12 protein-coding genes are annotated in these 15,764 nt (G+C 32.3%); 7 read left to right on the top strand and 5 right to left on the bottom strand.

Going from position 1 to position 15,764, the window contains the following annotated elements; all coding sequences use genetic code 11:
- Positions 1–9: 9 nt before the first annotated feature.
- From R3X25_RS01475 to R3X25_RS01460, 4 genes are all read right to left on the bottom strand, one after another.
- Complete coding sequence (locus R3X25_RS01475; RefSeq protein WP_317671145.1) at positions 10–774, bottom strand: enoyl-CoA hydratase/isomerase family protein; 765 nt, start codon at positions 772–774, stop codon at positions 10–12.
- A gap of 162 nt (positions 775–936) precedes the next feature.
- Positions 937–3,423: a glycoside hydrolase family 2 protein gene (locus tag R3X25_RS01470; protein ID WP_317671143.1), complete on the bottom strand. Its 2,487-nt coding sequence runs from the start codon at positions 3,421–3,423 to the stop codon at positions 937–939.
- Positions 3,424–3,453: 30 nt separating this feature from the next.
- Positions 3,454–4,767, bottom strand: a complete 1,314-nt coding sequence (locus tag R3X25_RS01465; protein WP_317671142.1) for an Ig-like domain-containing protein — start codon at positions 4,765–4,767, stop codon at positions 3,454–3,456.
- Between the two features lie 11 nt (positions 4,768–4,778).
- Positions 4,779–6,338: a sugar porter family MFS transporter gene (locus R3X25_RS01460; protein WP_317671140.1), complete on the bottom strand. Its 1,560-nt coding sequence runs from the start codon at positions 6,336–6,338 to the stop codon at positions 4,779–4,781.
- Positions 6,339–6,673: 335 nt separating this feature from the next.
- Here R3X25_RS01460 and R3X25_RS01455 point away from each other — a divergent pair, with 335 nt between their 5' ends.
- From R3X25_RS01455 to R3X25_RS01425, 7 genes are all read left to right on the top strand, one after another.
- The gene (locus tag R3X25_RS01455; protein ID WP_317671138.1) at positions 6,674–7,744 is read left to right on the top strand and encodes an L-rhamnose/proton symporter RhaT; all 1,071 of its coding nucleotides are present in this window, start codon (positions 6,674–6,676) and stop codon (positions 7,742–7,744) included.
- Between the two features lie 23 nt (positions 7,745–7,767).
- Positions 7,768–8,919 carry an ABC transporter substrate-binding protein gene (locus tag R3X25_RS01450; protein WP_317671136.1) on the top strand — a complete coding sequence of 384 codons (1,152 nt, stop codon included), beginning with the start codon at positions 7,768–7,770 and terminating at the stop codon, positions 8,917–8,919.
- A gap of 4 nt (positions 8,920–8,923) precedes the next feature.
- Positions 8,924–10,066, top strand: coding sequence for a CaiB/BaiF CoA-transferase family protein (locus R3X25_RS01445; RefSeq protein WP_317671134.1), 1,143 nt, complete (start codon positions 8,924–8,926; stop codon positions 10,064–10,066).
- Between the two features lie 3 nt (positions 10,067–10,069).
- Positions 10,070–11,212: a CaiB/BaiF CoA-transferase family protein gene (locus tag R3X25_RS01440; RefSeq protein WP_317671132.1), complete on the top strand. Its 1,143-nt coding sequence runs from the start codon at positions 10,070–10,072 to the stop codon at positions 11,210–11,212.
- A 185-nt stretch (positions 11,213–11,397) separates the two neighbouring features.
- A complete protein-coding gene (locus tag R3X25_RS01435) occupies positions 11,398–12,630 on the top strand; it encodes a sugar ABC transporter substrate-binding protein (RefSeq protein WP_317671130.1) in 1,233 nt (410 codons plus the stop codon).
- Positions 12,630–13,703 (top strand): Gfo/Idh/MocA family oxidoreductase, encoded by a 1,074-nt coding sequence (locus R3X25_RS01430; protein WP_317671128.1) that lies wholly within the window; start codon positions 12,630–12,632, stop codon positions 13,701–13,703. Before R3X25_RS01435 ends, R3X25_RS01430 begins: the two co-directional genes overlap by 1 nt.
- A 12-nt stretch (positions 13,704–13,715) precedes the next feature.
- Positions 13,716–14,168: a MaoC family dehydratase gene (locus R3X25_RS01425; protein WP_317671126.1), complete on the top strand. Its 453-nt coding sequence runs from the start codon at positions 13,716–13,718 to the stop codon at positions 14,166–14,168.
- A gap of 71 nt (positions 14,169–14,239) precedes the next feature.
- On the opposite strand, the gene R3X25_RS01420 is transcribed toward R3X25_RS01425, so the two are convergent.
- Positions 14,240–15,565: a family 43 glycosylhydrolase gene (locus R3X25_RS01420; RefSeq protein WP_317671123.1), complete on the bottom strand. Its 1,326-nt coding sequence runs from the start codon at positions 15,563–15,565 to the stop codon at positions 14,240–14,242.
- Between the last annotated feature and the right edge of the window lie 199 nt (positions 15,566–15,764).

Raw genomic sequence — 15,764 nt, 5'->3', positions numbered from 1 at the left:
TAAGTTTATTTATTCAAATTTAGGTTCTCTTTTTTCTACAAATGATTGAAATCCTTCTTTAGCGTCAAACGTATCATAAAGTGTTTCAACCATTTCAGTCTCTAATTTAAGGAAATCTGATGTGCTTTTTCCAACACCTAAAGCAAATGTTTGCTTAATTGCTGCCATTGCCTTTTTTGGACCTTTGGAAAGGTTTGTAGCATAAGTTAAAGCTTCTTCTTCGGCAGTTTCTTCGTTGTATAATTTGTGAGCCAATCCAATTCTAAATGCTTCTTCAGAATTAATTGGATTTCCAGAAACTACCATTTCATATGCGTATGAAGTTCCTACGGCATTTACCAATCTTGGAATTCCACCATTTCCTGGCATTAAACCCAATTTAACTTCGGGTAACCCGATTAAGAATTTTTTGTTTGAAGCCAATCTGATATCGCAAGCACAAGCCAATTCTAATCCACCACCTAACGTATGACCGTTTAAAAAAGCAACATAAATTTTATTGCTTGAACTAATAGCTGTAGCTGTTTTATTAGCCATTGCTACCATTTCGTTGTTTTGCTCTACAGTGTTTTTAGCAAATACTTTGATATCCGCACCTGCACAGAAAAATTTTGGAATGGCACTTTTTAAAAGCACAACTGCAATGTCTTTATCATTTTCAATGGAATTTAAAATTGTTTCAAATTCATTGAAAAAGTGAATATCGTAACTGTTAGCTGGGGATTTATCTAAAGTGATCATCCCCAATCTATCTATTTTTTCAAATTTAAACATAGTGTCTATTTTTTTATTATTGCGTCACCCTGAATTTATTTACTCATTCAACACTTATTTTACTATAAGGAATTCGTGATTCTTTGAATTCAGGGTTTCATCATTTTGTTAATGGTTAGATGAGATGCTGAAACAAGTTCAGCATGATGTACCTTTATATACTTATTTTTTATCAAAACCTCTGGCGATTGGCATTTTAGAATCTGCTTCTAAATGACCTTCTTCCGCTCCTAAGCCTGGGAAATATCTAAAATAATTTGCCCAACCATATTTTTGCTTAATTTCAAATGCTTCTAACCCAATAGCTCTTAATTCAGCTCTATCTTTCTTTTTATCTGCTACTAATAACATATAATCGTTTTCAGATAAAGTGTTTCCATCAGCGTCAACTAGTGTCATTTCAGCATAGAATTTATCACCAATTTTACCCGGTACTTTACAAGAAACGTCTACATATTTAGAAGAACTATCTCCTTTTATTTCAGAAAAATCAAATGTTTCTTTTTTGATAACATTCTTGTTGTTATCCAAGAATTTGATACTTGCCTTACAGTTAGTATATGATTCGTAATAATCATTTACAACCCATAATTCACCTTTAAATTCCTCTCCTGGTAACCAGCGTCTATCGTAATGTTTCATAGTTAATAAGACTGCCTGGTACGCTTTTTTCACATAATCAAAAGATAATTTTTTCTCTTGGTAATAATCTACAATTCCCCATTTCATATCTGGAGCAAACGTGATATAATGACAAATACAAATAGCGCTAGTTCTTGGTTTTCTAGTTCTGAAATGTTCTAAAGCATATTGGAAAATAGCACCTTGAGCTACTTGTGTTGCGGTTACAAAACTTTCTAAACTATCTGTACTTTGATCTCCTGAAACTTCAAAATTTAAAGTTCTTAACGCATCAAAATCTGTCCAATGATGTCCCCAACTTGGTCCAGGAGGCCAAATTTCATCAGCAGGAATAAACTTTTCAATACTTTCAATATTTGGACAAGAAGAAATTGCCAATTCAGGAATTACTGCGTAATCTAAACTAGGGAAATAATCTTCCATAACAAATTCGCCTTCACCATAAAATAAATCGTTGGCGTGGAAACTTTCTTTTGGTTTAAAACCTAAATTTAATCCAACTTCATCACTTAACGGAGAAGAAGGAATAAAATATAATGATGTATATGGTTTAATTGCTTCTCCCAATCCGTTTACAAACTCCAAATTATGTTGAGGGTCAGAAGCGGTCATAAATAATTCTTCCGAACCTTCTAATAATACAATTGAAGGATGGTTACGTTGCGCTTTTACTGAAGAAATTGCTTCAGCATACACGTCATCTTTAAATTTTTGATCTTTAGGTAATGATAAACTAGCTAGTGGCAATACATCTTGCCAAACAGTAATACCAGCTTCATTACATAGTTGATAGAATAACGGAATTTCTTCTGGATGCCAACCAAAAATACGCAAGTTATTAAAGTTAGCTTCTTTCGCTAATCTAATTAATTCAACATACTTGCTTGGATGCGCACGACCCATAAAAATATCTGGTGGTCCGCCCCAAGTTCCTGAACGCATAAAGTGACGTTTTTCGTTGATCATTACAGTCCAAGGATTTTCAACTTCATCTAACGTAAATCCAGGATTGTGAACCATTTTAACTTCTCTAATTCCAAATGAAGTTGAGGTTGTATCTAAAATGGCTCCTTCTTTTTCAGAAACCATAACTTTTGCAGTGTATAAATTTTGATCTCCTAAATCCCAAGGCCACCATAACTTTGCATCATCAATATCAATACTTAATTCTAATTTGTTGCTTCCAGCATTAACACTTATATCTTTGTTTACAGTATATGTTTTAGATTCGAAATTCTCTCCTTCAATTTCAACTTCAACATTTACAGAATTACTAGCTGAATTATGATTTTCAAGTTCTATTTCAATATCTAATTTTGCTAAATTTTCAGATAAAACAGTTGGTTTTACATAGGTATCTTCAATAGTAATGTTACCCATTGCTTCTAAATACACAGGTTTCCAAATTCCTGTAGGAGGCAAGGCTACCCAATAATCTCCGTGCCAAGCTGGTTTTCTACCGGCAACCTGACTGTATCGTCTTGGTGCAGGATGCAGGCGAATCATTAATACGTTTGTTCCAAAACGTAAACGTTCAAAACGAATCGTTTTTGAAACGTCAAATTTAAATTGAGAAAACATTCCTTCGTGCGTTCCCAGCAATTCACCATTTAACCAAACGTCACATCCAAAATCTACACCATCAAAAACTAGTTGAATTCGTTTTCCTTCCATTTCTTTTGGAACATCAAACTGGCGTTTGTACCACCACTCATTTTCTGGAACCCATTTTGCTTTTAAACTATTTCTTCCAAAATGAGGATCTTCAATTCTACCTTGTCTCCAAAGATCGGTATAAACATCTCCAGGAACTTTTGCAAAGCCCCAGTTAAATGAATCTCCTGTGATATCAAAATTTAATTCGTGAAATCCTATTTTTACGCCTTCATCAGGTCGAATGCCTTCCATTTGCCAGTTATTTCCGGAAAGATCTAACACAATTTTATCGTTAGAAGTCTCTCCTTCACCTTTAAGGTATTCCTTTTCGTCTTGACTAATATTTTTCATTAATCTATATTTTTAGATGAATCTGTTTTATTATTTGTCTTCTAGTTTCCAAGTTCTAACCCAATCAATTCTCATGGTATTAATAGTGTTATCATTTAAATCAGTTTTTGGAGGAAGTCCTCCTAAATAGTTTGCTTCATTAGTCCATAAATCAAAAATGATTTCTAAATCACGAGTAAATTCCCGACCTTCATATGTTTGTCCTGATCTGTCGTGACCTACTATAACGCTTCCTGCAGGTTCACCATTTAAGTAAAATTGAATGTTTTTAGAATCTTTCCACCAAACACCAAATGTTTGATATTCTTCATTCCATTTAACGCCTTTTAGAGGATTTGCATCAGATAAGTTAGTGTTTATGAAATTATCTTCATCTCTAATAACAACTGGATCTAGATTAGAATCAGCGTGAAAATACTGTGAATTCATTTGATTTGGAAAATCAGGTTGACAACCACAAGATGGTTTTGAATTGTTTTCAATAATATCAATTTCATCACGGTCTGTACTATTTCCATTATTTAGCCAATAGGTATTATAAGCAGAAATATGAGCTGTTTTTATACTAGCTTCTGTGTACATTGGATAACTGGTTTCGGCTTTAGAATGAATTCTTGCGGTTTGAAACCATCTCTCTTCAGCATTACTTTCATTTAATGTTGCTTTAATCCATAACTTACCATCTGAAACACCTGAATTTTCAGCATCAGTTGTCATAAAAACTGGAACTCCATAATTCCAAGTTGATTTAAACCATTTGCTACCATCCCATGAGTCAAATTCATCGGACATAGATTCTAATTTAACCCATTTTTTATCTTCTGGAGTAGTATCATCTATAGATGTAAATGAAGGAAAGTTAGGATCTATATTGTTAAAATCTTCAGCAGTTAAACCAACGCTATTTACTGTAATGGTAACAATTGCTGTATCGGAATCACCATCTGCATCTGAAATTTTATAGGTGAATTCATCATTTCCAAAATAATCAGCATTAGGAATATATTGAAAAACACCATCACTAATTTCACTAACAATTCCATTAGCGGCATTAGAAACTAAACTAAAATTGTCGTTGTCTCCTCCATCTTTGCCAAGATCGTCATTTACTGAAACATTTATTTGATTTGCTGTACCAGCACTGCTATTCTCTTCTACAATAAGCGTGTTATTAACAGCTGTTGGTGAATAATTTATATCTGGAATTGGTTCTTCTGAAGTTGAAGAACTACCACAATTAATGAAAATTAAGGATATTATAAGTGAAATCATTAAGTTTTGTTTTTGGAAATATTGTTTATAGTTAAATTTATTTTCTTTTTTTTCAAGATTTATTTTTTTCATTTATAGGTGTTTTATTTAATTAACAATTCTTCTAATTCTTCTAGCGATTTTCCTTTAGTTTCAGGTACTTTAAACCAAATAAAAAGGAAACCGATTACAGCAAAAGTTCCAAATAATAAAAATGTTGTTGCATTACCTAAAACAGAAAGTTCTAGCGGAAACAATAATTGAACTAAAAACCCAACGCCTAAATTTATAAAGCCTACAAAAGCTATAGCAAAACCTCTAATTCTATTTGGAAATAATTCTGAAAATAATACCCACATTACGGGTCCAATAGACATTGCAAAGAAACCTACAAAACCTATAATTCCTATTAATATAAGTAACGTATTCATTTTTGCTGAAGCAGTTACAAGTGTTCCTTCATGAATACTAGCATTTTCTTCACCTAATGTATTTAATAAAGCGGCTTTAAAATCTAAATCGTTATCAAATACTTTGTCTTGTATTGAAGCTAATTGATTTTTATTAATTTCAGAAGGTAGATTTACAATTGCATCATTATTTAAGGTGTATGTAGCGTCGTTAAATCCATAACTTAATAAGAAAAGACAAACTGCAATTCCAGCCATACCAATAATAAGTAATGGTCTTCTACCAAATTTATCAATAGTAAGCATGGCAACTATTGTAAAACCTAAATTAGTAACACCAACTAATGCTGCTTGAATAAATGAAGCGTCAGTTCCAATACCAGTTTGTTCAAATATCATAGGCGCATAAAACAAAACAGCGTTAATACCAACAATTTGTTGAAAAACACCAACTATTATTCCTATAATAATTACGTTACGCATCGATTTTTTGAATAAATCACTAATCGTTATTTTCTTTTTGTTTTTATTTTCAGAAATACTTTTTTCAACTTCTTGAATTTGAATAGTAGCTTCCTCTTCAGAAATAACTTTTTTCATTACTTCAAGCGCTTCTGTTTTGTTATTTTGTACCATTAACCAACGAGGACTTCTAGGTACTGAAAAAAGTCCAAGAAAATAAAATATTGCTGGTACGGATTCAAGCCCTAGCATCCATCTCCAATTCCATTTTCCTAAACCAATTGAAGCAGCTAAACTTGAATCTGAATTTCCCCATTTTAATATTAAGTAGTTTGTAAAAAATGCAATTGAAATACCAATTACAATGTTTAATTGATTAAATGAAACTAATTGGCCTCTTTTTTTAGGAGGAGCAACTTCAGCAATATACATAGGTGCAATAATTAATGCGGCACCAACTGCTAAACCTCCAATTAATCTAAAAATGATTAGCCATAAAAAGGAACCAGCTAAAGCTGAACCTACTGCGGAAATGGTGAATAGAACTGCGGCAACTTTTAAATTTTTTCGTCTACCATATTTGTCACTTAATGGACCGGCAAATATCATTCCTATTGCGGCAGTTAGAGTTATACAGCTTACGGCCCAACCTACTTCTAATTTTGAAAGATTGAATTCGACTTTAATGAAATTAAGAACTCCAGAAATTACTGAAGCATCAAATCCGAGTAAAAACCCGCCTAGGGCAACAATTAAGGCAATTCTTATAATGTAATTATTTTTTTTGGACATAAGTTTTTTGGTGTTGAATTAAAAATAATAAGTTGAAGTTAATAGTTCGCTTGTAAAAATACATTTTACATATAAAATAAATTAATATTAACCCTAGACATAAACTGAACAATTGATTTAATAGTAGCTATTGAATTCTCTTTTTTAAGAAATAGTATTTTATTTGAACTGTTTTTTTTTTATGAATTTAAAACTCTAAAAACCCAAACTAATTAAAGAATGTTATAAGATAAAAAACATTTGTTATACTATTAATCTTCATATTTTCAAAGTGATTTATATATAAAATGTATTTTTGCATATGAAATATCATATTAATTAATACACTATAAAATATGGCAAATCCATTATTAGGAACGCTAATTCACGCAGTTGGAGGCGTAGCAGCTTCAACATGTTATTTACCACTTCAAAAAGTTAAAAAATGGTCTTGGGATACTTATTGGTTATTGCAAGCATCATTTGCTTGGTTTATTTTTCCATTTATCATAGGTTTTTTAACAGTGCCAAACTTAATGGATGTTTTTGCAAAAGCAGATACTTCTGTTTTAATAAATGCTACACTTTTAGGTTCTATATATGGATTTGGAGGGATGTGTTTTGGGTTAGCAATTAGGCATATTGGTTATTCTTTAACCTACACTATTTCAATTGGTATATCGGCAATATTAGGAACCATTGTACCTTTAATTATGCACGGAGAATTAGTTGAAAAATTCAATGCTCCAGGTGGAAAAGTTGTTTTCTTGGGAATGTTTTTTGCTCTTGTAGGTATTGTTATTTGTGGTGTTGCCGGTTATAAAAAAGAGAATGATTTAAAAGGTATTAAAGTTGAAGGTGCAGAGCCTTTAACTTTTAATATGAAAAAAGGGTTAACCTTAACATTAATTGCAGGTGTATTATCTGCAGTATTTGGAATTTCTTTGGAAGTAGGTGAACCTCTTTCTGCAATAGCAGATGCAAATGGAGCGGGACAATTTCAAGGAAATGCAAAGTTAATTTTATCAACGGGAGGTGCATTTATTACCAACTTAATATGGTTTACAATTGTTGGTCTTAAAAGAGGAACCTTAAAACAATTAATTGATGTAAAAGGAATCGGAGTAAGTGCTTATAGCTTAAATGTTGGAATGTCAATTTTAACTGGAGCCTTATGGTATGGTCAGTTTTTCTTTTACGGAATAGGGCATACAAATATGGGCAATTTTGGCTTTGCTAGTTGGGTAATTCATATGTCTATGTTAATTTTCTTTAGCTACATAGTTGGTATTATAATGAAAGAATGGAAACAAGTAACCAAAAAGACAAACACGGTTTTAATTTTAGCATTGGTTGTGTTAATTACATCATTTGTAGTTATGGCTTATGGTACAATGCTAGGTGAAGGAAATATAGGAGGACATTAAAAAAATATAGAAAGGATAGTATAATGAGTACAAAAAGAATACAATTAAAAGGAATTACTTGGAATCATAGTCGTGGATTTACTTCAATGGTTGCAACAGCACAACGTTTTTCAGAATTAAATCCGAATGTAGATATTACTTGGGAAAAAAGATCATTGCAAGCATTTGCAGATGAACCAATTAATGAGTTAGCAAAAAGATATGATTTATTAATTATAGATCACCCTTGGGCTGGTTTTGCTGGTAAAAACAATGTTATTTTACCTTTAGATGAATATCTTCCTAAAGCTTTTATGAAAGATTTAGAAGAGAATTCTGTTGGACGCTCTCACGAAAGTTATTCTTCAAACGGACATCAATGGGCATTGGCCGTAGATGCAGCAACTCCAGTAGCATCATCTCGTCCTGATATTTTAGAAGAAAATGGATTAGAATTACCAAAAACATATGACGATTTATTAGCGTTGGCTAAAAAAGGATTGGTTATTATGCCTGGAATTCCTCAAGATACTTTGATGAATTTTTATATGATGTGTTGTAATTTAGGTGAAGAAGTTTGTACTTCAAAAGAACACGTTGTAAGCGAGGAGATAGGAATAAAAGCGTTAAAAATGTTACGTGAATTAGCTGTTGAAATGGATCCAGCAATTTTCGATTGGAATCCAATTAAAGTGTACGAAGCTATGACGCAAACTGATAAATATGCATACTGTCCTTGGGCGTATGGATATACAAATTACAGTAGAAATGGGTACGCACGTAAATTATTACATTTCCACGATATGGTTGAAATTAATGGTGTTGGTGCTATTTCAACTTTAGGAGGAACAGGTTTAGCAGTTTCAGCACAAACAAAAGAAATTGACACTGTAATGAAATATGTTGAGTATGTTGGTTCTGAAGAATGTCAAAAAACTTTGTTTTTCGATAATGGAGGTCAGCCAGGACACAGAAAAGCTTGGTTAGATGAACACACAAACAGCTTAACAGCTAATTTCTTTAAAAATACGTTGCCAGGTTTAGACAGATCATTTTTACGTCCAAGATATAACGGGCATATGTATTTTCAAGATAGAGCAGGAGCGCCAATTAGAGAATATATGATGAATGGTGGAGATGAAAAAGCATTGCTTTCTCAATTGAATGAATTGTATATAAAATCATTAGATATTTAAAAATATGAGACCTTTAGAAGGAATTACAGTACTTGAATTTAGTCAATTTATGGCTGGACCGTCAGCAGGTTTGCGAATGGCAGATTTGGGTGCTAGAGTTATTAAAATTGAAAGACCAGGAAGTGGTGAAGCAGGAAGAAAAATTGCTTTAAAAAATCTATTTTTAGATGGAAGTAGTTTAGTATTTCACACAGCAAATAGAAACAAAGAATCTTATGAAGCAAATTTGAAAGATTCTGAAGATTTAGAACGTGTAAAAAAACTAATTGAAAAGGCAGATGTAATTACTCACAATTTCCGTCCAGGAGTTATGGAAAAAATAGGGTTAGATTACAAAACTGTCCAAAAAATTAATCCAAGATTGGTTTATGCAACTGTAACAGGTTATGGAACTGAAGGTGTTTGGGTAAAAAAACCGGGACAAGATTTGTTAGTACAATGTATGTCTGGTTTTGCTAATCTTTCTGGAAATAAAAACGACAATCCAACTCCTGTTGGTGCAGCAGTTTCAGACATTATTACGGGAACTCATTTGGTTCAGGGAGTATTGGCTTCATTAATTAAAAGGGAAAAAACAAATAAAGGTGCTTGGGTAGAGGTTAGTTTATTAGAGTCTACGTTAGATCTTCAGTTCGAGTATTTAACAACATATTTAAATGATGGGAATAAAATTCCTAAAAGAGCCGAAAGAGGTTCTGCAAACCCAGCTTTAGGTGCTCCTTATGGCGTTTATAAAACAAAAGATGGATATATTTCTATTGCTATGGGTTCAGTGTTAAAATTGGGAGAAGCTTTAAATTGTAAAGCTCTTTTAAAATATACGAATCCTGAATCTTGGTTTACAAATCGTGAAGATATTATGACAATTTTAAGAACGTTTTTAATTGAAAAAAACACTTCTGAATGGCTAGAAATTTTAGAATCAAATGGAATTTGGTGTTCAGATTTATATACTTACAAACAATTGTTAGATCACAAAGGATATCAGGTATTAAAAATGGATCAAAAACTGAATTTGTTGTCGGGAGAAGAAGTACATACAACACGTTGTCCAATTAGATTGAATGATGAGCGTGTGTACAGTCCAAAACCTGCACCACGTGTTGGTCAACATACTGAAGCAATTATTAAAGAATTTAATTTGTAAAAGATGAAACCGTTAGAAGATATATTAGTAGTTGATTTTAGTCAGTTTTTATCTGCACCTTCATCAACATTGCGTTTGGCAGATTTAGGCGCAAGAGTTATAAAAGTAGAGCGACCTGATACAGGGGATATTTGTAGACAGTTATATGTTTCAAATGTTAATTTGAATGGTGAGTCTAGTATTTTTAGAGCCATTAACAGAAATAAAGAAAGCTTTCAAGCTGATTTAAAAATTGAAGCAGATAAAGAGCAAGTTTATAAATTAATTGAAAAAGCTGATGTTTTTGTTCATAATTTCCGTCCAGGAGTTATTGAGCGATTAGGTTTTGATTATGAAACTCTTCAGAAAATAAATCCATCATTAATTTATGGTGAAATTTCAGGGTACGGAAAAGAAGGTCCTTGGAAATCTAAACCAGGACAAGATTTATTGGTTCAATCTTTATCAGGAGTTACGTGGTTGAACGGAAATGAAGGAGATCCAACTCCAATTGGGTTAGCGATAGTAGATATTTTATCTGGCGCAAATTTAACACAAGGAATATTAGCATCTATATATAAAAGACTAAAAACAGGAGAAGGAACCAAAGTTTCGGTAAGTATGATGGAATCTATCATTGATTTTCAGTTTGAATCCATTACCACTTTTTATCACGATGGAGGAGCGCCAACAGTGCGCCCAAAAAGTAATAGTGCACACGCTTATTTAGGTGCACCATATGGAGTTTATCAAACAAAAAATGGTTATTTAGCTTTAGCTATGGGTTCTATTCCTTTTCTAGGTGAGTTGTTAAGTGCAGATGAATTATTGAAGTATAAAGATTTTCAAACGTGGTATACTGAAAGAAATGAAATTAAAGAAATTTTAGCTTCAACTTTAATGAAAAACACTACTGAACATTGGCTTTCTATATTAGAACCAGCAGATATCTGGTGCGCTAATGTAATGACTTGGGATGTGTTATTTGAGCACGATGGATTTAAAGTGTTAGATATGATTCAAGATGTGAAAATGGGTGATGGTTATGAATATAAAACAACACGTTGTCCAATAAAAATTGATGGAGAGTATTTAACTTCATCATTAGGTTCTCCGGCTTTAGGCGAACACACAAATTCAATTGTTAAAGAATTAATTGAAGAATAGGAAGCGTATTAACTAACGTCACCCTGAACTTGTTTCAGGGTCTCATCAAAATTGAGTGCAAGAAGGTAGATTCTGAAATTATAAATTAGCACGTTCCTTATTGTTAAATAAGAAATAGAAGGGTAAATATATTCAGAATGACGGATTAGTTATTGTTAATAATGAGGAATTAATTATAAAAAGGAATGAAGCAAAAATTTAGAATAGCAGTACGTAAATTTGATGCATTTGAAAGTGCAATAGATAAAATATGGAAGTTATTCTGTGAAAAAACGGGGTGTACATTAGAGTTGGAGGCAGTTCCACTTGATTTACATCCGCTATACGATACTATTTTAAAAGAAGATGGTCTAAAAAATGGAACTTGGGATGTTTCACTAATTAATACCGACTGGATTACAGAGGCGTATGCTTCAAATTCAGTAGAAGATTTAACTTCTTATATAGAAAAAGATGCGCCGCAGGATTTTCCAAATGGATGGTCTAAATCATTATTATACAAGCAAGAATTTGAAAATAAAACAGTTGGTTTACCGTTTCACGATGGACCAGAATGTTTAATTTATAGAAAAGATTTGTTTGAATCTGTTGAAGAAGGTGTTGCTTTTTATGCTACATATGGCAAACCATTAGAAATTCCAAAAACTTGGGATGATTTAATGCAAGTAGCTGAATTTTTCAATAGACCAGAGCAAGATTTATACGGAACTACATTCGCTGCATTTCCTGATGGACACAACACAGTATTTGATTTCTGTTTGCAATTATGGACTCGTAATGGTGAATTGTTTGATGAAAACAAAAACATAAAATTAAATTCTGAAGCAGCTGTGGAAGGAATGGAGTTTTATAGAAAAGCATTGAAAAATAGTAATGCCATCCATCCAGAGTCACGTGATTTTGATTCAGTAAAATCTGGTTTAGCCTTTGCTAATGGAAATTTAGCAATGATGGTAAACTGGTTTGGTTTTGCATCAATGTGTGAGTTTTTAGAAGATTCAAAAGTAAAAGGAAAAGTAGACATAGCGAATGTGCCTGCTGGTCCAACTGGTGAAGGAACTTCATTAAATGCTTATTGGATGTACGTAATTGGAACAGGTAGTGAGCACAAAGACTTGGCGTATGAATTTATCAAATTTGCGGTTAATGAAGCAAACGATAAATTGCTAACATTAGAAGGAGCAATAGGTTGTAGAAAATCTACTTGGCACGATGAAGATGTAAATACTGAAGTACCTTATTATCACAAATTAGAAGAATTACATAAAAAAACACGATCACTTCCTAGAAAAAGCAATTGGTCTGAAATTGCTGATGTTATAGATCAGTTAGTGTTGGAAGTTATAAATACTTCAAAAGACATAAAAGAAATTTTAGACAATGCTCAACAAGAAGTAAATCGTATTGAATATATATAATGATGGAATTAAAATACAAACCAGAATTACCAAAAGAAAAACGTCCAATTTATATAATTGGAGCAGGAGGAATTGTTCGTGATGCACATTTACCAGCTTATAAAAATGCTGGTTTTATGGTTGAAGGAATTACTAACAGAACAAAAAAAAGAGCTGAAGATTTAGCAGCATCATTTAACATTCCAAATGTGTATGATACTGTTGAAGAAATGGTTGCAGCGGCTCCAGAAAATGCAGTTTTCGATTTAACATTAATGCCAAATCAGTTTGTAGCGTCGTTAGAGCTATTGCCAGATGAAGCAGCGGTTTTAATTCAAAAACCAATGGGCGATGATTACCAACAAACATTAGCTATTTTAGAAGTTTGTCGTAGAAAAAAATTGAAAGCAGCAATTAATTGTCAAATGCGTTATGCGCCGTATGTGATGGCTGCAAAGTATTTAATTGAGCAAGGCTTAATAGGTGAATTATACGATTTTGAAGTTCGTTTATGTTTATACACACCTTGGGAATATTTTCCAAATGTGGTAAATCATCCACGTTTAGAAATTCAACAACATAGTATTCATTATATAGATTTAATTCGTTCGTTTTTAGGGAATCCATGCAAAGTGTATTCAAAAACTTTAAAACATCCTGCAAAACCTATGTCGTCTACGCGTACAACAACTATTATGGATTATAGCGATAGTATGAGAGCGGTTATCAATACCAATCACGATCATAATTTTGGTGAGAAAAATCAAGAAAGTTTTGTGAAGTGGGAAGGAACAAAAGGAGCAATAAAAGCTAGAATAGGATTGCTACTAGATTACCCGAATGGAAAACCAGATTTATTTCAATATTGTATTGTTAAAGAAGGTGAAGAGCCAAAATGGGTTGAGGTTGAACTAGAAGGCTCTTGGTTCCCAGATGCTTTTGTTGGTACAATGGCGTCGTTAATGCGTTATGTTGAAGGTTCAACAGATGAATTACCAACAAGTGTTGAAGATGTGGTGCACTCAATGGCAATTGTTGAAGCAGCTTACGAATCGAATAATGATGGAGGAGTACCTCCAAATTACAATATTTAATAAAAAATTATTATGCATATAAAATCACAATTTTTTGAAGATTATGAGTTAGGTCATAAACGTGAAACATTAGGAAGAACTATTACAGAAACAGATTTTGTGGTTCACGCGGGACATACAGGAGATTATTTTCCACATCATATGGATGCTGAATGGTGTGCAACACAACCGTTTAAGCAAAGAATTGCACACGGAACATTAACTTTTGCTGTTGGAATTGGAATGACTGCGACGGAAATTAACCCAGAAGCTTTTTCTAAAGGGTATGATAGACTGCGTTTTGTGAAGCCAGTTTATATTAATGATACTATTAGAGTTGTTGTTACAATAAGCGAGAAAAAAGAATCTAAACGTCCGGAATTAGGGCATGTAAATGAGCACGTAGAAATATTTAACCAACGAGATGAGTTAGTGCTGGTTTGTGATCATATTTTGTTGGCGAAGAAAAAAGAGTTTGAAAAGTAAATTTTTAAATTTTAAAGTAAAAAAGGGTGAAATTAATTTCACCCTTTTTTTATATAGCTTTTTAAGAAAAATTAATCAAATTTTATCCAATCAACATTCATTAGATAACTATCATTTCCTTCAAAAACCAGTTTAATATTTTGAATTCCTTTAACTGTTTTGTCTAAAGGAACTTTAAATTCTTTCCAATTATCCCAGTTTCCTGTATTTGTAACTTTAATTTTTGCAATCAATTCATTAGCAACAAAAACGTTTACAGTTCCTCCTTGCATTCCAGAAGAAGCTTTTAAAATTACATTTTTTGCGGTTCCATTTCCAAAATCAACTGAATTGTAAGTAACATATGAACCATTTTTTATATAGTCTAATTGCCATCCAACAACATCAGCATATTTAAGTCTGTTCACTTTTAAATTATGTGCTTTTGAATAGCGATCGATTTGAATAGGTTTATCAATTTTTGTGATTCCAATTCCTCTTAAAGTTGCTTCTTTTTTTAATATTGCTCCTTTATTGTCGAAGAATAAACTATCAGCTCTCATTGATCGTAAGTGTTGATTGTTTGAAATATCATGATGATGGTAAAAAATAAACCATTGTTTTTTGTATTCAACAATAGAATGGTGATTTGTCCAAATTCCATCTTTAAAACGATCCATTATTATACCTTGATATTCAAAAGGTCCCATGGGATTTTTACCAGTAGCATATGAGATTTCTTCAGAACCAGATTGATCATGAGGAAATGTAAAATAATAGATTCCATTTTTTTTAAAAACAAAAGAACCTTCTTTATACCGAGTTGGTAATTTTTCAATGGTTTTTGGCTTACCTTTTATGGATTTCATATCAGCATTAAGTTCTACAGCTTTTAAATTTTCACCACCGCCATAATATAAATATGCTCTTCCATCATCATCTATTAAAACATTTGGATCAATACCTTCAACACCTTGAATATAATTGTCTTCCAGTGTGTAAGGGCCTTCAGGAGAAGTGGCAGTTGCAACTCCAATTCTTCTAAATCCTTTTCCATCTTCCGGTGGAGCTGGGAAAAAATAGTAGTATATTCCATCTTTTTCAACACAATCTGGAGCCCACATTCCAAAACCATCTTTCTTTCCCCAAGGCACATCAGTTTGATCAATTATTAAACCATGATCTGTCCATGTTGTTAAATCTTCAGTTGAAAAAACATTATAAGATGGCATACAAAAGCCATTTTGGCTTTTCCCTTCTTCACACACAATATCTGTTGAAGGAAAAACATAAAGTTTGTTATTAAATACACGTGCAGTTGGATCTGCTGTGAACATATGTGTTACCAATGGGTTTTGAGAAAAAGCATGCCAACTTGTTAAAATAATCAGACATGTTAAAAGTAAAAATTTATTCATTATTTTTATAATTTAGGTTACTACAAACTTAAATATATATACTGCTTGGTATTAATTTTATTGGGTTTAATCATATAACAAATGGTTTTATAAAATCAAATATTTCGTATGTAATTGCTATGTTAAAAGTAATTGCAAAACGCATTGAAATGGTTAGTGTAAAAAACAAAAGCTTGTTCATTGTCTATTTATGTAGAAC

The organism is Lutibacter sp. TH_r2, assembly GCF_033101135.1.
In the GTDB taxonomy this organism is placed as follows: Bacteria; Bacteroidota; Bacteroidia; order Flavobacteriales; family Flavobacteriaceae; genus Lutibacter.
This window is presented reverse-complemented; position numbering and strand designations above follow the sequence as displayed.